Consider the following 22,922-nt stretch of genomic DNA (forward strand, 5'->3'; position numbering starts at 1 on the left):
TCGTGCCAGCTCCAGCCTCACTGCCACCAGGCTGCCCCGCCCCAGCGCCGGCTCTGGCTGCCGTGGTCGCACCGCCACCAGCCGCCCGCGCCCGAATCGCCTGCCGCGCGACCGACCGTGCCCGTTCCAGGGCCTTCGCAAGTGGCTCGTTGCCGTCGAGGATGTAGTTCTCGGTCACGGTCGTCCTTTGTCTCGCCTCAGCACACGGGTTGGGCCTTGCCTGCCGGGCTGATCAGCAGGATTGTGCCTGGGGCTGCCGGCGAGGTCGACGGTGTGGTCGGCGAGGGTGATGGCGATGGGCTCGGCGTTCCGCTGCCGTTGGCGCCTGGCACGTTCACCAGCCCGCCGCCGCCGGTGAAGGGTGGGCAGCTGGATTTGCCGGTGGCGTGGATGAGGCCGGCGGTGCTGGCTAGGCGCCATTGGGCGCCTTCGTAGGTGCGGATGTCTGGTTGGGCTGTTGTGCTGTCGGCTCGGGGGTCGTGGCCGATGGAGACTGGGACGACTGTTACGCGGATTGTCGGTGGGAGGGACTCTGGGACGATCGGGCCGTTTGCCAGGTGGAGTGCGGTGCGGAGGGCGGGGCTGAAGTAGACGCCGTCGATGCCTGGCATGCGGAGGACGGTGCCGAGGAACATGGTTGTGGGGGTGCTGGTGGGGGTTAGGGGGGTGGTGTCGACTTGTTCGATGTCGTCGGGGATGCCTTGGTGTTGCTTGAGGATGTCGAAGACGGCTGTGCCGTTCGTGTCTGGGCCGAGGGCGCGGAGGACGCGGTTGGTGATGGCGTTGCCGGGGGATGCGAGGATCAGCGTGCCGTCGTCTGCTGCCAGGGCGGCGCCGTCGTCGCCGAGGGCTGTGGCGTGCAGGGTGCCGTCCTTGACCTTTCCTGCTTCGAGGAGCAGCTGCTTGATCTTGGGGAAGTCGCGGAGGAGGGCGGCGCCTTCGGAGGCGCCGTTGAGGCCGAGGACCGGGTCGCTCGCCAGGGCCTGCGCGGTGGCGCCGTCCTCGGTGACCTGGGCGGTCTGGCCGCTCAGTGTCCTGACGGTGACCGTCTGGTCCTTGTGGTCCGGCGGGCCCACGAAGGCGGCTATCGCGGCGTTGCCTCCTGAGGGCGGCAGGACGCTGAGATAGCTGCCGTCCGGGGGCGGTCCGGGTCCGGCGGTGAAGCTGCCGTCCATGAACGAGGCCGTGCCCGTCTTCGGGTCCGGTCCGCCGACTCGGAACGCCAGGGTGTCCGCGGCCGCCGGGACGTTGGTGCTGACGCCGAGCCAGGGCTGGCCGGGTCCGCCCAGGCGGTCCTTGACCGTGCCGTCGGAGGTCTTCACCTGGTACAGCACGCCGTCGGACGCGGTCGGGACCTTGCTGGTCGCGCCCTTGGACAGCTTCGCCTGGATGGAGGTCAGCGCGCGCCGGGCCTTGTCCGCGATGCCGGAGCGCCACTGGACCGTGACGATGTTCGCGGTGTCGGTGGTGTCGAGCGAGCCGAAGTCCTGGCCCTGATACGACAGGTCCTCGTGCACGCTGTGCCCCGAGGCGCGCACGCTGTAGCCGAGGTCCCGGTTGGAGTCGGAGGAGCGCCAGACCTTCACGTCGCCGAGCGGGATGACCTTGCGTCCGGACGCCTTGACGTCCACGGTCGCCGTGTCGCCGTCGCCGGACATCGCCAGCGTGCGGTCGACGCGTTCGGAGACCTTCCCCGAGTCGTCGATCGACAGCCTGCTGATCTCGCCGGTCCCGGAGGCCTCGTCGTAGGTCGACTTCGGATCGAACAGCCCGGCGCGCGTGACCGAGGTCGGCAGCGCCGGCTGGTAGTCCTGGCCATCGGTGCGGGCATAGTAGTCGCTGAGGGAGACCCCGCCCTCGATCTCGACGAACCCGCAGTCCTGGAAGTCCCGGCTGGGGTTGACGATCAGCGCCTCCTGCTTCGCCGAGGGCGGCGTGACGAAGGCGATCGGCGCCCGCTCGCGCAGCTCGTTGTGCGAGGCGTACCAGTCCTTGAACGAGACCGGCGCGGGGATCTGCGACCCCGCCTCCACCGGGAGCAGCTGCGACCCCTCGTGCGTCAGCCACTCCAGGGCACCGCTCCAGCGCATGATCTGGTCCAGGCGCTGGTATTGCGGCTCGTAGTCCTCGATGTCCTGCTGGTGCACGTCCCACCATTGCAGGGCCCGCCCGAACGCGTAGCTGGGCTCGACCTCGGCGCCGTTCTGCCCGTCGTCGCGGACGAACAGCCGGGCCGCCTCGGCGCCGACGTCGATGTGATCGCTGGTGGAGGAGAACGCGTCGTCGTTGCGGCCGAACCACAGCCGTCCGGCCTCCGACGTCGGATCGTTCGGACCCGGGCATTCGCTCCACGGCGTCACGGCCGCGGGGTCGGCGATGAAGCCGCCGACGGCCTGGGTCGGCACGCCCAGCCCGACGCCGGCGACCCAGTTCTTGGTCACGTAGTCGACGTAGGCAAGCGAGTCGCCGACGGCGGTCCCGGCCAGCCCGCCGTCGTAGCGCTCCTGGCTCATCGTGGTCTGGCCGTTGAGGAACTGGTCCAGCGCCCACAGCTGCGTGCGGTCGGTCGGCAGGCCGATCCGCGGCATCAGCGCGGCCTGGTCGGCGGAAGGGTTGTAGAGCTCGTTCTCGATCTGGTCCCGGACGTCGGAGGCGGCGCCGAACGGCGAGCCGCTCCAATCGTTGGACACCATGCGCGCGGCGATGTCAGGGCTCACCGATGGCGCCATCGCCTGGATGTCGCCGACCTTCGTGACGCGCAGCGGATCCAGCGAGAAGCCCGGCGCCGGACCGGTGCCGCCGGCGTCCGCCTCGTAGCCGTTCTGCAGAACACTGACATCGTCGAGGGTCATCGGGACCGAGGGCACCCCGGGCCAGGACCAGCCGTCGGCCCAGACCACGCCGTCCTTCACCGACAGCTGGGACAGCGACTGGGTCTTGGCCAGGAACGAGGAGAGGTCTTCCACGCTGCCGACCGGCATGCTCACGTAGCCGTGGTCGGTCCGGACCTGGTCGGGCGTGCTGATCTGGTCGGCGGTGACGTCCACCGTCTGCGCGGACTGGTCGATCGCGTAGTGGTGGATCTGGACCAGCGAGGGGTCCGCGCCGTGGTCGGTGCGGTACTGGTCCATCAGCTGACCGACGGTGCGGTTCTCATACCGGTCGCCTTGCGGGACCAGCAGATGCAGCACGCCGCTGGTGTCCACGAGTTCACGCCCCGGGCCCACCTGCTGGTCGGCGAGGTCGGTGAAGCCCTGGTCGCGGACCGGCAGGGTGTCGTAGGAGGCGTCGCGGATCGCCGAGGTGCTCATGCCCAGGTGCGCCGCCAGCGCGGTACGGATCCAGTCGCGGACCTGGTCGACGGTGTCCGCGGTATCGAGACCGGTCAGGCGGGAGGCCGCGGCGGAGTAGGAGACGACGAAGCCGGTCCGCGGCGCGACGACCTGCGACGGTGCCCCGACCTTCGCCGCGCCGCCACCGCCGCCGCCGGACCAGCCCCACACCCCGAGGCCGACGCCGGCGGCCAGGACGACCGCCGTCGCCGCGCCGAGGGTGCGGCGACGGTCGGCCAAAGCGCCGCGCAGTGTCCAAGAGCTCATCGCGTCCCCACCGTCCTGCCGCCCGCGGCCTGTGCCGAGTCAGTGCACGTTGTTTCCACTCGGGGTGTCGCCGGAATCCCCCAGCCCGATCACGGGTTCGGCGCGTCGCCCGGGTTCAGCGGCGACACCGACAGGTTGCCGTTGACCTGCTCGGTCAGCGTCAGCGTCCAGTCCGAGTCGCTGAAGTCCCACGTCGAGTCGGTCTTGGTGAACCCGCACTGCCGCGTGAACTTCTGCGCCGCGCTGTCCCAGTCCTGCCCGGAGGTGACGTAGATGTCGAAGACGCTGCCCGGGATGTCGCTCAGCGTCGTCTTGGCGTTGGCGCGGACGTAGACCGAGGCGACCGGGGTCTTCGTCCCGGTCTTGGTCAGCGTGACCACGGCGTCGGTGCCGGAGTTGTTGATCGTCAGCGAGCCCGGGCCGGAGGAGTGCCGCAGTACCTGCCCGTTGCCCAGCTGCCGGTTCTGGTCGGCGATCGGCGCCGGCAGGAAGCCCGCGAGGGCCTTGCCGTAGGTGGGATCCACGGAGTTCAGCGAGGTGGCGACGTCGCGCAGGCCCGTGGCGCCGGCCGAGCGCGTGAACTCCGCCAGCGCCGAGGCCGAGGTGCACACCTCGGTCCCGACGTCCTTCGCCGTGGTGTCCGCCGACGTCGACAGGTCGGCCAGCGCCCGCGACAGCTTCCCGTTCGGTGCGGACAGCGCGTCCGGCGGATCGTTGGGCACCCCGTTGTCCGACAGCGCCTGCGCGTCCGCGGACAGCTTGGTCAGCGCGGACTTCACGGCGTCCGGCGTCTCGGCGGTGACGACCGCCTGGAAGTCCGGCCCGAGCTGCCCGCTGATGGCCGTCAGGCTCTGCGCATACGCCGCCGAGCTCATGGCCGTGGGACTCGGCGAGGACGTGGTGACGGCGACCGAGGTCGAGTCGGAGGACCCGGCGTCCGACGTCTGCGCGGCCGCCGTGCTCTTGCTGCTCCCACCCCCGCACGCCGCCAGCGAACCCACCAGAAGAACACCGGCCAGGGCGTAGGCGCCTTGGACGCGAGACCTCGATATCAGACCATTGACCATTTTCGTACCCCCATCTCGCGAAACCGGCGCGGCGCGCCGCCCCCCGGTCCTCGGACACCCGTGCCGAGGGACACCAATATTCTGATGCCCACAGCGGCTGCGTCGAGGCGTTATCGGCAGGGTTGCGTGTTGCGATTCCACAGAGTAGGGCAGGGGGACCACATATCTTGTAAGGGTCCAGACCAGTGCCGCTACACCTGGGGCTGCGGCTGCCCCGCCACCACCAGACCCGACTCGTAAGCCAGCACCACGGCCTGCGCCCGGCTGGACAGGTTCAGCTTGGCCATCGCGCGGTTCAGGTGCGTCTTCACCGTGCCCTCGCTGACCACCAGCCGTTCGGCGATCTCGCCGTTGGACAGGCCGGTGGCGACCAGCCGCAGGACGTCGGTCTCGCGCGTGGTGAGCGCGGCCAGGGCGGCCCGTTCGGCAGAGGAGGGACCGTCCGGACGCCGCGAGCGCGGGACCAGGCCCGGCGCCGGCGTCGCCACCGGTCCGGGTCCCGGGCCGGGTCCGGGGCCCTGCGGCTCGCCGTCCAGCCCGGTGGCCGTGACGTAGGCCTGCACCAGGCGGCGGGTCACGGTCGAGGAGAACAGCGTGTCCCCGTCCGCGACCGCCTTCAGCGCCGCGAGCAGCCGCTCGGGCGGGGTGTCCTTCAGGACGAAGCCGTCCGCGCCGGCGCGCAGCGCCTCATAGACGTACTGGTCCATGTCGAAGGTGGTGAGGATGAGGATGCGCGGCAGGTTCTCCCGCCCGGAGCCCAGGATCGCGCGGGTCGCGGCGATCCCGTCCATGTCCGGCATCCGGATGTCCATCAGCACCACGTCGGGCTCGGTGAGCGCGGCCATGGTGACGGCCTCGACGCCGTCGCACGCCTCGCCGACCACCTCATAGCCGGGGGCGGCGCGCAGTATGGCCGCCATCCCGGCGCGGATCAACACTTGGTCGTCGACGATCAGAACCTTGACCATCCCGCGTCCCGCCGCCTTCTGTTCACCGGCGTCCGTCGCCGCACTCGCTGTACCCCGACGTTACCGGACCATGCATGCTCGGTGGTTGGCAACCCGGTGAAATCCTCAGACGTTTCCGTCCTCCGACCACAACTCACTGGGATCGCCGTCGCACGCCGCCTCCGCCACGGACCCGCCCGAAGTCTTCAGGCACATGCCGTCGACGGCGTTCATCAGTTGCGTGGAGCCGCCGGAGCCGCCGGTCTTCGACCACAGCTGCGTCCGGCTCCCGCTGCACGATTTCACACTCACCCCGCCGGGCCCCCCGGTCAGGCAGTCGCTGGTGCCTCCGTTGACCAGTTCCTCCTGGCCGGTGACGGCCCCGAGGATGCCGGTGAGGGGCACTGTGAACTCCCATCCCTGCGTCTTGCTGTCCACACAGCCCTGGTGCGCCGCCGCAGCGGAGCCGCTGGGCTGCGTCAGGCAGTCCCCGCTGCCCGAGTTCTGGAACCGATGGTAGTTCGCCGGCAGCAGCGGTCCGGTCGGCGAAGTGGTGACCGGCGGCGGGAGCGCGGCGCTGGAGGAGGCCGCGGTCGTGGTCACCGTGTGCGTCGGCGTCCCGGAGCTCGACGTGTGCCGGGTCGCCGACGGCGAGCTGCTGGAGCTGGAACGCGTCGGGGTGGCGGTGGGCGTGCTCTGCACGGCTGAGGACGCGCCGGGCGATCCGGTGTCCGTCGCGCTCGGCGTCTGTGCGGCGGTGGCGTCCTTGGGGGAAGAGCCAGAACCCTGCGACGTCACCAGCACCCACGCGCCGACCGCGACCAGGGCGACGACCGCCACCAGCGCGATGGGCTTGCCGATCCCGCGTCCCTCGTCGCCCGCCCCGGCGGCGACGGCGGTCCGGTCGCCGCGACCGCCCTGGCCGCCGCGCCGATTGCGGGCGGCGTCCGGTCCGCGCCGATCGTCGAAGCCGCGCCGATCGTCCGGGCGGCGCCGACCGCTGCCGGTGCGCGGACCGGGGATCGGGGCGTCGGCGTCCACCCGGTCCGGCCGGACCATGGTGTCGTCCGGAGGCGAGATGTACTCGTCGTCGTCGGAGTAGCCATCGGCGTAGTCATCGGAGTGGTCGCCGGCGTACATGTCCATCGCGTCGGTCGCGTCAGCCGACCGGGACGGGTTGATCACAGCCGGGAACTCCACCGCCATCGGATCCGCCATCACCAGCGCGGCCGAGCGGCCGTCGGGTATCAGGGCTCGAAGCGCGCGCCCGAAGGCGGCCGCGTCCGGGAACCGGTCCTCGGGCTCCTTGGCCATGGCGCGGCCGATGACCTCCGGCAGCCCCGGCAGATCCGGGCACTCCAGCCGCGGCGCCGGCTCGCTGAGCGCCAGATAGATGGTCCGGCGCACGTCCTGACCCGGCGCGCCGAACGGCGGACGGCCGGCGATCAGCTCGTACAGCGTCGAGCCGAGCGCGTACACGTCGGAGGAGGCCGTCGGCACGCCGCGCGTCATCAGCTCCGGCGCGGCGTGCTGCGGGGAGAAAACGTCGAGCACTGAGCTGGAGTTGCTGGCGTCCAGCAGCCACGAGACCCCGAAGTCGGCCAGCGCCGGCTCGCCGTAGCGGGAGATGAGGATGTTGTTGGGCTTCACGTCCCGGTGCAGCACCCCGAGCGCGTGCGCGGCGTGCAGCGCGTCGGCGATCTTCGCGCCGACCCCGGCCGCCTGCGCGCCGCTGAGCCGGCCGCGCCGTTGCAGCCACTGCTTCATCGACCCGCCGTCGTACAGGTCCATGGCCAGATACGGCCGGCCCGAGGCGGTCGTCCCGGTGTCCAGCACGGTCACCACGTGCGGGTGGTCGCTGAGCCGGCCGGCGAGCCGGACCTCGCGCTCGAACCGGCGCCGGGTGTCCTCGTCCGGGCCGACAATCGTCAGCAGCTTGAGGGCGACGTCGCGGTCGAAGGACTCTTGCACGGCGCGGTAGACCACGCTGAAACCGCCGTGCCCGATGCGCGTCAAGTCCCGGTATCCCGGGACGTGCTCGGGCGTCTCCGACGCCTGATTCACCTTCGGCGCCGTACCCGTCGTACCCGTCGTACCCGTCGAACCACTGTGGCGTGTCATGACCTGCGTTCCTGTCCGTTCCACGACATCCGCGAGAAAACACGACGAGGCGGCGGCGTGGCGGCACGCTCTTTCCGTGCCGCCACGCCACCGCCGTCGCCGGGTGGGTGCTTGCTGTTCAGTTCAGTCCGCTCGCTCGCTCCGTCCGGCGGGTCAGGCCGGGTCCTACAGGCCCTGGGTCAGGCCGCCGACCAGGCCGCCGACGACCGGCAGCTGGCCCACGACCGGCAGGCCGCTGCCGGCCGAGGTGACGTTGCTGAGTATGCCGCCGACCTGCTGCTGCAGCTCCATCAGCGTGCCGCGCACCGAGTCCAGCTGGGACTGCGCGGCCGGCCAGATGGTGCTGCTGAACATCGACGCCGCCGGGCCCTCCCAGACCGCGGGGTCGGTCAGCGCCAGGCCGTGCGAGGTGATCTGCGACAGCACATCGCCCAGCGGGCCCTGGAGGAGGTTCAGCAGCTGCCCGATGTGCAGGTGCGCTTCGGCAGTGACCTTGACCGTGCCGCCGTCACTCATCATGGTGCTCCGTTTTCTTGGTACGTCCGCGGACCTGCTTGGACAGGCCCGCCAGGTGGCTATTGGTACGCCGTGGAGTTCCTCGGCGGTACGAGTAGAACGCTAGGCCCATCCAGTTGTCCGGTCGTCTAACGAGCGCTGTATTTCCGCGCTACCACGGTCGTTAGAGAAATCACCGGGCGTTGACAACACAAGTTGTACGCCCTCGATCGTGCCGTCGCAGACGAGGTAGCCGCGGCCGGGCAGCGGCGCCATCCGGTGCTGGCGCGGAAGCGGCGTGCCGAGCAGGTCGTGGTCGTGATCGTGGTCCGGGACCAGCAGGATTCCGCAGCGGGCCTCCCGGATCCGCTGCGTCCACTGCCCGAACTGCCTGCGCACGCCGTCGTTGCGCCCGGCGACGATGGCGTGCCGTCCGGGCTTGGCGATGAACCGGTCGAGGACCCCCAGGGTGTCGGTGACGGTGTCGGCGTCGTCAACCAGGAGGAGTGCCCGGTCACCGGCGGCGTCCAGGGAACGTTCGAGTTCTGCGTACTCGGTGCAGCTGATGACCGTCGGCGGCAGGTCGCGCAGCGGCGAGCGCCGGGGCGCGAACGCCACCAGCGCCGGCGGCTCCGCCCCGGTCAGCACCATGTGCGCGATGGCGACCAATGCGCTGCTGCGGCCCGAGCGCGAGGGCCCGGCGATCAGGGCGTGTTCGTGCTCGTGCAGCCGGAGCACGGCGGCTGCCAGGGTGCTGTCGGTGAAGCCGACCGGGATGGACCACGGCTCGCCGCCGGTGGTCGCGGCGACTCCGGCACGGCGCATCCGGTCGATCGGGATCACCTCGGGCAGCAGCCGGACCTTGTTCGCGGTGCGCGGCGCCCCGGTCCAGCGCTGCGCGACCGCGCCGACGGCGGCGGCCAGGTCGGCGCCGGGGTAGCCGATCTGCACGACCTGGCGGGTCGCCACGACCACGGCGCGCCCCGGCACGGCGGCGGGCACGGCGCGGCGCGGGATGTCGAAGTTCGCGTAGTCGGCGGCGTCGGCGAGGCGCAGCAACAGTTTCTGCCTGCTCAGGGCGCCCCAGGCGCTGGGGATCGCGCCGAGCCGGTCGCCGGTGGCCGCGATGTACAGCCCGACCGCCGGACCGTCGGCGAAGACCCGCTCCAGGTCGTCCAGGACGCTCAGCCCGCCGTAGTCCTTCTCCAGCTCCGAGCGCAGCGACCCGACGTTGTCGATGAGCACCAGCACGCGCGGCGGACCGGGGACGTTGGGGTCGCGCACCGAGCCGCCGGCCTTGCGGGTGTTCAGTTCGGCTCGCAGCATCCTGATGAGGCGGATCTGCCGGGCGCGGTCGCCGGGACCGATGTAGGCGCCGGTGTGCGGCAGCCCTTGCAGTGGCGCGAGGGCGCCGGAGCCGAGGTCCAGGACGTACAGGTGCAGGCGATCGGGCGCTTCGGGAGCGGCGGCGGCCAGCGCGAGCGCCGACAGCGCCGTGGAGGTCCCGGAGTTGACGCCGCCGTATATCAGGATGTTGCCGACCGCCGGGTCCCAGCCGACCGTGTACTGCGCCTGCCGGTCCGGGTCGTCGAGCAGCGCGTACGCGGGCAGGCCCGCGGTGTCGGTCTGCAATCCCTTCACCGCCGGTCCCAGTTCGTGCAGCGGGATGGCGGTCGGCAGCGGGTCCGGCCAGGGGCGCCGGGGTTGGGCGAAGCCGGCGGAGTAGCTGGCGTGCTGCGCGGCTTCGACGAGGCGGGCCAGGTCGGTCGGCTGCCCGGCGGCGGCCTGCTCGGGGGCGACGACGGCTCCGGCGCGCTCCCCCGACGTCAACCTGAAGGGCAGGAGGGACAGCCGGCCTGCGGCGTTGTCGACGGGAGTGATGCCGGTGGACAGCGCGGTCTGGACCGGGAGCACTTCGCCGGCGCTCACCCGGTAGAAACCGCGACCCCACTGGCGGCTGCCGATGCTCGCGGCGATCGGGGAGTCGATGACGTCGGTGGAGTCGGCGCCGCTTTCCAGCCGCAGCGCCAGGCGCAGTTTGACGTTGTTCTTGATGGCGTCGTTGACCGAGCCGGAGGGGCGCTGGGTCGCCATCACCAGGTGCATGCCGAGGCTGCGTCCGCGCTGAGCGATGCTGACCAGCGCGTCGACGAACTCCGGCAGGGCTTTGACCAGCGTGGCGAACTCGTCGATGACGACCACCAGGCGGGGCATCGGTTCCAGGTCGGGGCGTTGGGCGTCGCGCAGCCGCTGGTAGTCGCGGACATGGCTCAGGCCCACGCCGCGCAGCGCGTGTTCGCGGTGGCGCAGTTCGGCTTCCAGGCAGCGCAGGGCGCGTTCGCCGAGTTGCTCGTCCAGGTCGGTGACCAGGCCGACGACGTGCGGCAGGCGCGCGCATTCGTCCAGGGCGCCGCCGCCTTTGTAGTCGACGAGGGCGAAGGTCAGGTGTTCGGGGTCGGCGCCGACGGCGAGGCTGGCTATCAGGGTGCGCAGAAGCTCGCTCTTGCCGGAGCCGGTGGTGCCGGCGATCAGGCCGTGCGGTCCGTCGTCGTCGAGGTCGATCTCGAACTCGCCGTGGTCGGTGACGCCGAGGACGGCGCGGGCGCGCAGCGTGCCGACCGTGGTGCGCCAGCGGTCGGCGAGGGCGGCGTCCAGGGTGCCGGTCAGATGCAGCAGCGGCAGAAGGTTCACGCGGTCCGGCATTCCGGCGCCCGCGGCTTTGACTTCCGGGTCCTCGAATCGGGCCAGCGAACGAGCCACGGTGCGAGCCCTTTGCCGGGTCATACCGGCGATCAACACGTCATCGACGCGCTGTCCGGAGGCGACGCGGTGCAGGCGACCGAAGCCGTCCGCCGACACCGACAGGACCTCGGTGCACAGCGCGGGCAGCCGTCGGGTCAGCACGATCCCGGCGACCGCTCCGGCCTGCCCGGCGAGCAGGTCGCGCAGGGCGCAGGGACGGCCTTCGAGCAGGGTGGCGCCGTCCACGACGAGCAGCAGCGTCGGCATGCCGGTGACGGTGGGGTCGGCGGGACGTCCCGCGCCGTATCCGCCCGGACCGGCGTTGGCTTCGGCGAGTTCGGCGAGCAGGCTGCGGGCCAGTGTCTCGCAGTGGTCGGCGCCGACGGCGACATAGCGCGAGGCGCTCGAGCGCGGGTCGGCGCCGTGCGGCAGCCACTTGGTCCAGTCCCAGTCGGCGCTGCGGTCGTCGTCGGCGAAGACCGCGACCGCGACGTCGGCCGGACCGCTCTCGGCGACGGCTTGGCACAGCAGCGATCGGGCCGCCGCCAGCGCTGCACCGCGGTCGCCTTCGAGGCCGAGCACGCCGCCGTCGGCGAGGTTCACCGCGACCGGGACCTGGCTGAGCCACGAGGCGTTGGCGATGGCATCCGTGATGGCTGGATCAGGCTCCTGATCTGTTCCTGTACGGCGGCCATGGTCGACCGGCGGTACCCAGTTCTGGTCGGCCAGACCTGCCGACAGGCGCAGGAAGTCGCCCGCGCCGAGGCGCCGCTCCCACAGCCGCAAGCCGGGAACCGAGGCGCGGTAGAGGACTTCGGCCGGGTCGGGGTACTCCTCGCGCAGCCGGTCTTCCTGGTCCTCGCGGCGTTCCTGGAGTTCGTCGTGGACCTCGGCGAGCCTCGCGGCGTAATCGCGCTTCCCGCGCCGGAAGCCGGACCGGCCGCGGGTGCGGTCCTCCAGCTGTGTGCCGATCATCATGACCGGGCTGAACAGCGCGAACAGCGCGAAGGCGGGGTTCTTGAGGATCGCGACCATGACGGCGGCCAGGATGATCGGCGCGACGATCGTGGTGATCCGCATCGGCTGGGAGCTGGAGCGCTTGGGCGCCTGCGGCAGCTTGACCGGTCCGGCGTCCGCCGACGCGGCCAGGCGCGGGGCGCGGTTGAACGGCAGCGTGCCGCCGGAGCCGGCTTCGTGGGCCGGGTTGACGTACTGGACCGGGCCGAGGTCGGCGACCGGCAGGACGCGAAACGGCACGCGGCCGGCGGCGGAGACGATGTCCTGCGGCCCGACCCGCGCCGGTCCGGTCAGCCGCTCGCCGTTCAGGTCGGTTCCGTTGCGCGAGCCGAGGTCCCGGACCCGGACCAGGCCGTCCCGGGTGACGTCGATCTCGCAATGCAGGCGCGACAGGTCCGGGCTGTCCACCCGCACGTCCGCCTGCTCGCCGCGGCCGAGCTTGTAGCGCCCGGGCATCAGCGGCACGGACAACCCGGCGTCCAGCCCGCCGATGACGCGCAGCACGAAGCCCCGGTCGGACATCGTGCCGGTGTCGGTCTCCGGCGCCACGGTGAGCGACACCTCGGCGCCCATGACGAGCCCGGATTCGGTCAACGGCGTGGCCGGCGGGGTCAGCCGGCCGTCGATCATCACCGCGCCGCCGTACCCGCCGAGCGCGACCGCCAGGTCTGCGGCGACCGCGTCCTGGCGGCCGAGCCGCAGCTCCATATCGCGTTCGACCCCAGCGTCCCGATGGACGAACCTCATCGCCTGCCACCCAGTTTTGTTCTCAACGCTTACAGCGCACGACGCTACGCAACCGCGCGAAAGTCTAGGGTTCCAGGCTCGGTCGGTCCGCCGCGTTACCCACAGGTTGACAATGAAGATCCGCTCTATAACCAGCGGGGCAGTGACGCATACCGCACAGGTTTACCCTCGTTCGGCTGAAACCCGGCGCCAACTGAGGACAAAGCCTGGATGTGCTCCCTAGTTTGGCTGGATGCTCCGCATGCACGACGCCGCCAAACCCCTGGCGTCGATACCCCCGCTCGTCCTCGATATCGCCCTCGCGGCAGCCGTCACCTGGCTAGCCGTCGCCGCCTCGGTCCGTCCCCACGCATTACACGGCAGCAGGCACATAGACGGCATCGCCATCACTCTGGTCATCGCGATGGGCGCCGCCCTGATCCTCCGCCGCAGGTTTCCCTTAGCGGTGCTGGGAGTCTGCGCCGCACTAGTGGCGGGCTACGAGGCGCACGGCTACCGCATGGGACTGGCACAGATCGGACTGCTGCTGGCGATGTTCACGGTCGGAGCACTGCGCGCGCGTCCCTGGGCGGCACTGGCAGCGGGCATCACCTACGCAGAGCTCTTGTACGACCACTCCCACACCTGGTCCGGCTCGCACGTCTGGTTCTACCTGGGGACCGCACTGTGGGTAGCGGCGGTGGCGATCATCGCCGACGGCGCGCGGCGACTGACCGAAAGCCGCGAACTGCTGGCGGCATATAAGGAGCAGGTGCAGCGCAAGCACCGCGACCGCGAGCAGCGTGCGGTCCTGCTGGAGCGCATCCGCATCGCCCGCGAACTGCACGACGTGACGGCGCACCACCTGTCGGTCATCGCGGTGCAGGCCGGAGTCGCGCGCTTCGTCATCGACAAGGAACCGGAAACCGCCGACCAGGCACTCCGCGCCATCTCGGAGGTCGGCAGCGAAGGCCTGGCCGAACTGCGCCGCCTGATCAGCCTCCTGCGCCCCGAGGACGACGAAGGCGCCCGCGCGCACACCTCCGACCCGCCGGCACCAGGCGTGGCGCAACTCCCGGTGCTTATAGAGCGCGTCGGCCTGTCCGGCACCCCCTCCCGCTACACGGTCGCCGGCCACAAGCGCACCCTCCCAGCGGGCATCGAGCTCTGCGTCTACCGCGTGGTCCAGGAATCCCTGACCAACGTCCTGAAGCACGCCCCCGGCAGCTCCGTCGAAGTCCGCCTCGAATACGAACCCGAAACCATCCGCGTCACCATCACCGACACCGGCACCCACCCCGTCCCACCCCGCAAATCAGGCATCCCCGCCGCCGCCATCACCCAAGCCACCCGCCACAGCGGCAGCGGCGTAGGCCTCACCGGCATGCGCGAAAGAGCAGCCCTCTACGGCGGCGAACTCTCCGCCGGCCGCACCACCAACGGCGGCTTCGAGGTGGCGCTGGCACTCCCGGTAGTGGCGGAGCCCGCGGAGGCGGAGGAGGCCGAAACCGAGAGCGAGGGCGGGGACGGGAAGATCGCGGCGCCTGCGGAGGCGGCGAAGGTTGGGGTCGGGGCTTGAGGTAGGCATTCTTTATGCGCGGCGGCGGCGCTGCTGGCTGCGCGGGGCTGGAGGCGGAGCGGCGGTTTGTGTGCGGCGGCGCTGCTGACTGTGCGGGGCTTAAGGCGGGGCGGTGCTTTCGTGTGCGGCGACGCTACTGGCTGCGCGGGGCTCGAAATGGGGCGACGGTTTCGTGTGCGGCGACGCTGCTGGCGGTGCGGGCTTGAGGTGAGGCGGCGGTTTTGTGCGCGGCTGCGCTGCTGGCTGCGCGGGGCTGGAAGCGAGGCGGCGGTTTCGTGCGCGGCGACGCTGCTGGCGACGCGGAGCTCGAGGCGAGGCGGCGGTTTCGTGTGCGGCTGCGCTGCTGGCTGCGCGGGGCTGGAAGCGGAGCGGCGGTTTCGTGCGCGGCTGCGCTGCTGGCTACGCGGAGCTCGAGGCGAGGCGGCGGTTTTGTGTTCCGTGGTGTGTGCGCGGCGGCGCTGCTGGCTGCGCGGGTGAGTTTGTGGGTGTGCGTGGTTGCTACATGGCGGCTGGCGGTGGTGGTTGTTCACGACCGCCGGCCGCCAGCGCCACCCGGATACGCTCCACCGAACTGCGTTCCCTGCGAGGCCATCAAACCGTGCGCGAAGCCGTAAAAGCTGTTAAAACCCACCACTCAACCGCGCCGCCGCCTCATCCCAAGCAGCGCGATCCCCGCCGGGCACATACCGCGTGAGCGACTGCGTGCGGGCTACCAGTGCGCGCATCTCGGTGCGGTCGCCGAGTAGGCCGAGGGCTCGCGCTTGGACCAGGACGTTGCCGAGGGCTGCTGCTTCGGTGGGACCGGCGACCACCGGTAGGCCGCATGCGTCGGCGGTCAGTTGGCACAGGAGTGTGTTGCGTACGGCGCCGCCGACCATGTGGACCACGTCTATGGGCTGATCGGCGAGGCGTTGGGCGTCCTCGATCGCGCGGCGGTGTGCCAGGGCGAGTGAGTCGAGGATGCAGCGGGTGATTTCCGGTGGTGTGTTGGGGACCGGTTGCCCTGTGGCGCGGCATGCTTCGCGGATGCGGTCGGGCATGTGGTCCGGTGCGAGGAAGGTGGCGTCCGCGGCGTCGATCACCGAGCGCAGTCCTGGCACCTTACGGGCAGCAGCGAGTAGTGCGGGAAGCTCGACCCGCCACTCGCGCACGCACTCCTGCAGCAGCCACAGACCCATGATGTTGCGCAGGTAGCGGATCGTGCCGTCGATCCCGGCCTCGTTCGTGAAGTTCGCGGCCCGGCTCGCCTCGGACAGCACTGGATGCTCGAGCTCGAGTCCGGCCAGTGACCATGTTCCGGTGCTGATATACGCGAAGCGCTCCCCCGCTGCGGCCGGTACGGCGACCACCGCCGACGCCGTGTCATGCGAAGCCACCGCCGTCACCGGAACCGGACCGCGCAACCCGGCGGCCTCCAGCACGGCAGGCAGCAGGTCCCCGATCCGCGCTCCCGGTTGCCGCAGCGGCGGGAACAGCCCGACGTCCACCCCGAGCCGACCGGCCAGATCCGCAGACCATGTTCGGCTGGAGGCATCGAGCAGCTGTGTGGTGGAAGCGTTGGTGACCTCAGTGCCGGCGATCCCGGTCAGCCAATAGGCCATCAAATCCGGAATCAGCAGTGCCTGGCGAGCAGCAGCCAACGCACCAGTCCCCCGCGCCGCAATGAGCTGATACAGCGTGTTGAATGGCGCGTGCTGAATGCCGGTGACCGCATACAGTGCCTCGGCAGGCACCGTTTTCCATGCGCGCTCGGCAACACCCTCTGTCCGCGCGTCGCGATAGTGCACCGGATTGCCGACCAAGGCACCGTCAGCGTCGAGCAAGCCGTAGTCCACGGCCCAACTGTCGATTCCGATCGATGCGACCTGACCACCGGCGCGCAGCCCATCCACAATGCCCTGATACAGCGCGAGCGCATCCCAATACAACGTCCCGCCGACGCGCACCGGACGGTTCTCGAACCGATGCGCCTCACGCATCTTCAAGCAGTCTGTACCGACCCGCGCGACCATCACCCGTCCGCTGGACGCGCCCAGATCAACCGCCGCGACGGTCCCGGTGGTCCCGGTCTCGGTCCCGCCGCTCATCGCAGGAACGCCGCCGCGACACCGGCATCCACCGGAATGTGCAGCCCAGTGGTGTGCGTCAGGTCGCCGCCGACGAGCGCGAACACCGCGTTGGCGACGTGCTCCGGCAACACCTCGCGCTTGAGAATGGTGCGCTGCGCATAGAACTCCCCGAGCTTCTCCTCTTCAATGCCATAGGTAGCCGCACGCTGCGCGCCCCAACCGCCGGCGAAGATGCCCGAGCCGCGCACCACCCCATCGGGATTGATGCCGTTGACGCGAATGCCGTGTTCGCCGAGTTCGGCTGCCAGCAACCGCACCTGATGCGCCTGATCAGCCTTGGTCGCGGAGTAGGCGATGTTGTTCGGCCCGGCGAACACCGAGTTCTTACTGGCGATATAGACGATGTCCCCGCCGAGCCCCTGCCCGATCATGACCCGCGCCGCCTCCCGCGACACCAGGAACGAACCACGCGCCATGATGGCGTGCTGCACATCCCAGTCAGCCGCACTCGTCTCGAGCAGCGGCTTGGAAATGCTGATCCCGGCGTTGTTGACCACCAGATCCACACCTCCGAAAGCCAGCAGCGCGGCATCGAAAGCCGCCGTGATCTGCTCCTCGTCGGTCACATCGACGGTCACGGCGACCGCACGGTCGGCACCGCCGAGTTCGGCAGCCACCGCCTCGGCCGCCCCCGCGTCCCGGTCGGCGACGACGACACACGCGCCCTCCGCGACCAGCCGATGCGCGATGGCTTTGCCGATCCCGGATCCGGCGCCGGTCACCACCGCGATCCGAGTGGCTAGCGGCTTAGGCTTGGGCATGCGGGCAAGCTTGGCCTCCTCCAGGTCCCAATACTCGATTCGAAACTTCTCCGACTCCTCGATGGGTGCGTAGGAGGAGACAGCCTCGGCACCGCGCATGACGTTGATCGCGTTGACGTAGAACTCTCCGGCCACCCGCGCCGTCTGCTTGTCCCGACCGAAGCTAAACATGCCCACGCCGGGGATCAGGACGATCGCCGGGTCCGCACCCCGCATCGGCGGTGAATCAGGGCTCGCATGGCGCTCGTAATAGGCGCGGTAGTCCTCGCGGTAGGCGGCGTGGAGCTCACGCAGGCGTGCGATGACGTCGTCAAGCGGCGCGGTCGGCGGCAGGTCCAGCACCAGCGGCCGCACCTTGGTGCGCAGGAAGTGGTCGGGACAGGACGTACCGAGCCCGGCCAGTCGCGGGTGCTCGGCGCGTGCCAAGAAGTCCAAGACGACGTCGGCGTCGGCGAAGTGCCCAACCTGCGCACGATCAGCCGAAGCCAGCGCTCTGATATACGGCGCCAACGCAGCAGCGCGCACTCGCCGTTCCGCCTCCGGCAGCGCTTCGTAGCCCGCCAGGACCGGACCGAACGGCTCGCGCCTACCGTGCTCGGCGAGGAACGCCTCAGCAGTCCGAATGATCCGCAGCGAGTTCGCCTCGCACGCCTGCGACGTCGCGCCCCAAGCCGTGATCCCGTGCCCGCCGAGCACGCACCCGATCGCCTGCGGATGGGCAGCCTTGACCGCCGCGATGTCCAGACCGAGCTGAAAACCGGGGCGCCGCCAGGGAATCCACACCACGGCGTCGCCGAAGCACTCCGCCGTCAGCTTCTCCCCGTCAGCGGCACACGCCAGCGCGATCCCCGAATCAGGATGCAGATGATCCACATGCTCCGCATCGACCAGCCCATGCATCGCGGTGTCGATCGACGGCGCGGCGCCGCCCTTGCCGTGCAGACAGAAGTCGAACGCCGCGACCATCTCGTCCTCGCGCTCGACGCCGGGATAGACGTCGACCAGCGCGCGCAACCGATCCAGCCGCAGCACCGCCAGACCGGCCTCGGCCAACGTCCCCAAGTCGCCCCCGGAACCCTTGACCCACAACAGCTCGACGTCGCCGCCGGTCACCGGATCGGTCACGGTCCCCTTGGCTGAGGTGTTGCCGCCGGCGTAGTTCGTATTCCTCGGATCGGCGCCGAGACGATGGGACCGGTTCAGCAGAGCATTGACGTTCTCGTGCATCACGCGCCCCATCCCGCCTGTGTGCCGCCCACTCGATCGGCGACGATCTTCTCCGCGTAGCCGGAAGCGCGGTAGGCCGCCAGCGGATCGCGGTCCAACCCCATCTCCTCGCGCAGATCCGCCAGCAGCGGGCGCACGTCGGTGTCGTACGCGTCCATCAGCACCGCGTGCGCACCGAGCACGTCCCCCGCCGCCTGCGCCTCACGCAACGCCGGCAGATCCACCAGCAGCACCTTCGCCGTGGCTTCCTGCACGTTCATCACCGAGCGGATCATCGCCGGGATCTTCGCCTCGATGTTGTGGCACTGGTCCAGCATGAACGCCACGCCGTGGGCCTTGTCGAACCCGCCGTTCTTCGCCACCTCGTGCAGAATCCGGAACAGTTGGAAGGGATCCGCCGCGCCGACCATCAGATCGTCGTCGGCGTAGAACCGGGAGTTGAAGTCGAACGCCCCGAGCTTCCCCTCCCGCAGCAAGAACGCGACGATGAACTCGATGTTCGTCCCCGGCGCGTGATGCCCGGTGTCCACGACCACCTTCGCCTTCGGTCCCAGCTTCAGACAGTGCGCGTAGGACGTGCCCCAGTCCGGAACGTCGGTGGAGTAGAAGGCCGGCTCGAAAAGCTTGTACTCCAACACCATCCGCTGATGCTCGCCAAGGCGCGCGTAGACCTCTGACAGCGCCTCGAAAAGCCGGTCCTGCCGCGCGACGATGTCGTCCTGACCGGGGTAGTTCGTGCCGTCGGCGAACCACAGCTTCAGCGAGTCCGATCCGGTCGCGTCCATGATGTCGACGCACTCCATCAGATGCGCCACCGCCTTGCGCCGCACCGCCGCGTCCGGATGCGCCACCGAGCCGAGCTTGAAGTCGTCGTCCTGGAAGGTGTTGGAGTTGATCATCCCTATACGCACGCCCAGATTCGCGGCGTGCGCGGCCAGCGCGCCGTAGTCGTCGACACGGTCCCACGGGATGTGGAGCGACACCAGCGGCGCGACCCCCGTCGCGGCGTGCACCTGCGCGGCGTCGGCCAGCTTCTCGAACGGGTCCCGGGGCACTCCGGCCTGCGCGAACACCTTGAACCGGGTGCCGGAGTTCGCGTAGCCCCAGGAGGGGGTCTCGATCTCCTGCGCCTGCAGAGCGGCCTTCACAGCCGACGGGTCGGGCATGGCTCCACCTCGCGGATCGGGATTGAATCGATTCAATGCCTCGCTGGTGCCGACCTTAAGCGGCACCTCGGACGCCGTCAAGAGGAGATCCCCGGGCGCGGACACGATCTTGAACGAACCCCCAGGTCGACCAGGTGAGAAGCGTGCCCTGTAAGGTGACCTCGACGGGTGAAACCATTCAGTCCCAACCAGCAGGCGGACCGCACAGGTGACCAAGAAGACAGTCGGGATCTCGGACGTCGCACGCGAGGCCGGCGTGTCCGTCGGCACGGTCTCCAACAGCTTCAACCGCCCGGATTCGGTGGCGCCGGAGACCCGCGCCCGCATCCTGGCGGTGGTGGAGCGGCTGGGTTACGTACGCAGCGAATCCGCCCGCCAGCTGCGCACGGGGACCAGCCGCATCGTCGCCCTGCTGGTACTGGACCTGGCGAACCCCTTCTTCGTGGAGGTCGCGAACGGCGCCGAACGAGCGGCACGCGCCGCGGGCCTCGGCGTGATGGTGTGTACGAGCGCGCAGTCCCCGTCGGAGGAGGCGGAGTACGTCGGACTGTTCACCGAGCAGCAGGTGCGCGGCGTCCTGGTGATACCGGCCGACCCGACCGGACGCTCGCTGGAACCGTTGCGCCGTCAGGGAATCCCCTACGTCGTGGTGGACCGCCTGGTCGAAGACGCCGAAGTCTGCTCGGTATCAGTGGACGACGTCGCCGGCGGCCGCCTGGCCGTCGAGCACCTGCTCGCCCAGGGCCACCGCCGCGTCGCCTACATCAGCGGCCCGGCGCACCTGCAACAGATCCGCGACCGCCGCACCGGCGCCCTGCACGCCATCGCCGCCGCCGGCCTCCCCCCGCACACCCTGCACGAACTCCCCACCGCGCACATGACCATCGCCGCCGGCCGCGACGCCGCCGCCCGCCTCCTCGGCCTCGCCGACCGCCCCACCGCAGTGTTCTGCGCCAACGACCTCCTGGCACTCGGCCTGGAACAGGCCCTGTACTCAGCCGGAGTGAAGGTCCCCGAAGAGGTGGCGATAGTCGGCTACGACGACATCGAATTCGCCTCCGCAGTCGCCGTGCCACTCACCTCAGTCCGCCAACCCGCCGCAGAGATGGGACGGCTCGCGGCGCAAATGCTGCTGGCCGAGGCCGCCGGCGACGACGGGATCGACCACGAGCACCGGTCGGTGGTGCTGCAACCGGAGTTGGTGGTGCGGACCTCGAGCCTGCACCGGGTCGGGTAGCAGCTCAGCTTCAGGAGAAACGGCGGCCGGCTGAGTGCCGACCGCCTGGCACACTGGCGACGTGGCGAAAAAGCAGCCGGGAAAGGACCCGGAGACCGTGACCCTCCAGGTCACGCTGCCCGCGCAGGTGGCGAAAGACCTCGTGGCGCTGGCCGAGCTGTATCACGCGACGCCCGAGCGCATGGTCGCGTCGTGGACGCAGACGTACGTCGAGAACCTGGTCGCCGGGCTGACCCCTAGCGGAGCCGCCCCCGAAACGCCCGATAGCTCGCAGCCGCACCGACCTCGGTGACCGACAGACTCGCCGCCCGCACTGCACGCTCGACCGCCGCGCGCACCTCAAAGCCCTGCGCCAACGCGGCGGCAAGCACGCCGACCAGTGCGTCGCCGGCGCCGGTGGTGTCGCGGACGCGGTCGGGACGCGGAGCGCAGACATGGTCGATCGCGTCGGCGGTGATGAGCACAGCACCGGATGCGCCGAGCGTCACCAGCACCGAGCGCGCGAGGCTGCGCAGACGTGGCGCGGCGTCGGTGACGTCCTGCAAGCCGGTGAGTTCAGCGCCGGCTTCAAGGAGCTGAGCGGCCTCGATCTCGTTGACCACCAACGGATCCGCGTGCGCCAGCTCCTCGCCGAGATCCTGAACCGGCGCGAGATTCACCACCGCGCGCACCCCGAGTTCGGCCGCCAGCCGCAGCGCCGCACGGTTCACACTCGGCGCCACCTCGCCCTGCACCACCATCACCGCGGCGTCGCACAGCGTGTCCCGGCTCAGGGCTCCGGCGTCAAAAGCCTGATTCGCGCCGCCGATCACGATGATCTCGTTCTCCCCGGCATCGCTCAGTATCACCAGCGCGCGCCCGCTGGCGATCCCGTCGAGCCTCGCGACCATCGACGTGTCTACCCCGTACTCCGCCAGCTGCTCCAACGCCATCGCGCCGCGTTCGTCCGCCCCGACGGCGCCGACGAGCGCGACCCGGCCGCCGCTGTCACCGGCACCAGCACCGGCGACAGCGGCGGCCACAGCCTGGTTCGCACCCTTCCCGCCCAAGCCGGTCGCCCGCTCGCGTCCGAGCACCGTCTCCCCCGGCGCCGGCAACTCCGCCACGCCCACAACCTCGTCGACGTTGATGCTGCCGATCACGACCACTCGTTGCGACACCGCACGCTCCACTGGTCCGCCGGATCCGATCGCCTCCATCATTCCGCCTTGAGCGCCGCGCCTTCCGTTCCAACACGGGATCAGATGTATCGCGTCGCAAGCTCCGGAGACTGAGCACCGAACGCGGCGAGATCCGCGGCGAACACCGCCTGCAGAAGGTCGTCGCGCTCGACGCCGGGAGCGCACACCACCTCGTCGAGTTCCAGTCCGCGCAGGCTCGCGGTGACCACGTCGTCAGCTGACATGCGCGGCACGGCGCTGAGGTCGAGCCCTTGCCGCTCATGGAATTCGGTCGCCACGACGCCCGGACACAGCACCTGCACCCGCAGTCCCTGCTCCTTGACCTCCTCGTGCAGCACCTGCGAGAAGGCGACGATGTTCGCCAGCGTTCCGGCGTACACCGCGCGGCGCACCTGGACCTGTTCCAGCGTCGCCGGACCGCTGAAGGCGATCATGCCCGCGACGTTGACGATCGTGCCCACGCCGCGCGCCAGCATGCCGGGGACCGCGGCGCGGGACAGCATGACCGGCGCGACGACCTTCACGTGCAGCAGTTCGGCGGCCTTCGCGGCGGGGAGGTCGACGAACGGCATGTAGTGCGCGACACCGGCGTTGTTGACCAGCAGCGTCAGGGCTTCGGTCGCGCAGATGTCGGCGACCGCCGCGACGCCCTCGTCGGTGGCCAGGTCGGCGACCAGCGGACGCACGGTGACCTGCGGCAGCAGCTCCTCGACGAGCGCTTCGAGGCGGTCGCGCCGGCGTCCGACGACGACCAGGTCGTACCCGAGGCCGCCGAGACGCCGCGCGAAAGCCTGGCCGATTCCCGAGGAAGCGCCGGTGACCAGCGCCAACCCGGTCATGAGCGCGCTCCGGCAACGGTGATGTGGTTCATGGCAGACCCTTCGATCGGTGCTCGACCCTCGCTTAACCATCCGGTTAGTCAAAAATA

General features: G+C 70.4%; 14 protein-coding genes. 3 read left to right on the forward strand and 11 right to left on the reverse strand.

Annotation, left to right across the window (positions count from 1 at the left end; all coding sequences use genetic code 11):
• Nucleotides 1-197: 197 nt before the first annotated feature.
• From CACI_RS33210 to CACI_RS33240, 6 genes are all read right to left on the reverse strand, one after another.
• Nucleotides 198-3,599 (reverse strand): hypothetical protein, encoded by a 3,402-nt coding sequence (locus tag CACI_RS33210; protein ID WP_015795278.1) that lies wholly within the window; start codon nucleotides 3,597-3,599, stop codon nucleotides 198-200.
• A gap of 89 nt (nucleotides 3,600-3,688) precedes the next feature.
• The gene (locus CACI_RS33215) at nucleotides 3,689-4,666 is read right to left on the reverse strand and encodes a hypothetical protein (RefSeq protein ID WP_015795279.1); all 978 of its coding nucleotides are present in this window, start codon (nucleotides 4,664-4,666) and stop codon (nucleotides 3,689-3,691) included.
• Between the two features lie 191 nt (nucleotides 4,667-4,857).
• Nucleotides 4,858-5,634 (reverse strand): response regulator, encoded by a 777-nt coding sequence (locus tag CACI_RS33225; RefSeq protein ID WP_015795280.1) that lies wholly within the window; start codon nucleotides 5,632-5,634, stop codon nucleotides 4,858-4,860.
• Nucleotides 5,635-5,739: 105 nt separating this feature from the next.
• Nucleotides 5,740-7,734 (reverse strand): serine/threonine-protein kinase, encoded by a 1,995-nt coding sequence (locus CACI_RS46405; protein ID WP_015795281.1) that lies wholly within the window; start codon nucleotides 7,732-7,734, stop codon nucleotides 5,740-5,742.
• Between the two features lie 165 nt (nucleotides 7,735-7,899).
• Entirely contained in the window at nucleotides 7,900-8,253 is a 354-nt protein-coding gene (locus CACI_RS33235) for a hypothetical protein (protein ID WP_041540608.1), read from the reverse strand.
• 99 nt (nucleotides 8,254-8,352) lie between these two features.
• The gene (locus tag CACI_RS33240; protein ID WP_143765479.1) at nucleotides 8,353-12,735 is read right to left on the reverse strand and encodes an FtsK/SpoIIIE domain-containing protein; all 4,383 of its coding nucleotides are present in this window, start codon (nucleotides 12,733-12,735) and stop codon (nucleotides 8,353-8,355) included.
• Nucleotides 12,736-12,967: 232 nt separating this feature from the next.
• On the opposite strand from CACI_RS33240, the gene CACI_RS33245 reads away from it, so the two are divergent.
• A complete protein-coding gene (locus CACI_RS33245) occupies nucleotides 12,968-14,293 on the forward strand; it encodes a sensor histidine kinase (protein ID WP_083795905.1) in 1,326 nt (441 codons plus the stop codon).
• Nucleotides 14,294-14,913: 620 nt separating this feature from the next.
• On the opposite strand, the gene CACI_RS33250 is transcribed toward CACI_RS33245, so the two are convergent.
• Genes CACI_RS33250 through rhaI form a run of 3 tightly spaced genes read right to left on the reverse strand, consistent with a single transcriptional unit; the run spans nucleotide 14,914 to nucleotide 19,576 of the window.
• Nucleotides 14,914-16,380 carry a rhamnulokinase gene (locus CACI_RS33250; RefSeq protein ID WP_015795285.1) on the reverse strand — a complete coding sequence of 489 codons (1,467 nt, stop codon included), beginning with the start codon at nucleotides 16,378-16,380 and terminating at the stop codon, nucleotides 14,914-14,916.
• Entirely contained in the window at nucleotides 16,377-18,410 is a 2,034-nt protein-coding gene (locus tag CACI_RS33255) for a bifunctional rhamnulose-1-phosphate aldolase/short-chain dehydrogenase (protein WP_015795286.1), read from the reverse strand. Before CACI_RS33255 ends, CACI_RS33250 begins: the two co-directional genes overlap by 4 nt.
• Nucleotides 18,410-19,576, reverse strand: coding sequence for an L-rhamnose isomerase (gene rhaI, locus CACI_RS33260; RefSeq protein ID WP_015795287.1), 1,167 nt, complete (start codon nucleotides 19,574-19,576; stop codon nucleotides 18,410-18,412). The genes CACI_RS33255 and rhaI overlap by 1 nt, the downstream gene beginning before the upstream one ends.
• Before the next feature lie 208 nt (nucleotides 19,577-19,784).
• Between rhaI and CACI_RS33265 the strand changes: the two genes are divergently transcribed.
• The gene (locus CACI_RS33265) at nucleotides 19,785-20,813 is read left to right on the forward strand and encodes a LacI family DNA-binding transcriptional regulator (protein ID WP_015795288.1); all 1,029 of its coding nucleotides are present in this window, start codon (nucleotides 19,785-19,787) and stop codon (nucleotides 20,811-20,813) included.
• Between the two features lie 61 nt (nucleotides 20,814-20,874).
• Nucleotides 20,875-21,105, forward strand: a complete 231-nt coding sequence (locus CACI_RS47260) for a hypothetical protein (protein ID WP_143765480.1) — start codon at nucleotides 20,875-20,877, stop codon at nucleotides 21,103-21,105.
• On the opposite strand, the gene CACI_RS33275 is transcribed toward CACI_RS47260, so the two are convergent.
• Nucleotides 21,050-21,973, reverse strand: a complete 924-nt coding sequence (locus tag CACI_RS33275; protein ID WP_041542939.1) for a PfkB family carbohydrate kinase — start codon at nucleotides 21,971-21,973, stop codon at nucleotides 21,050-21,052. The two genes, CACI_RS47260 and CACI_RS33275, sit on opposite strands and share 56 nt — an antisense overlap.
• 80 nt (nucleotides 21,974-22,053) lie before the next feature.
• Entirely contained in the window at nucleotides 22,054-22,833 is a 780-nt protein-coding gene (locus tag CACI_RS33280) for an SDR family NAD(P)-dependent oxidoreductase (RefSeq protein WP_015795291.1), read from the reverse strand.
• Nucleotides 22,834-22,922: the final 89 nt, after the last annotated feature.

It is taken from the genome of Catenulispora acidiphila DSM 44928, assembly GCF_000024025.1.
Lineage (GTDB): Bacteria > Actinomycetota > Actinomycetes > Streptomycetales > Catenulisporaceae > Catenulispora > Catenulispora acidiphila.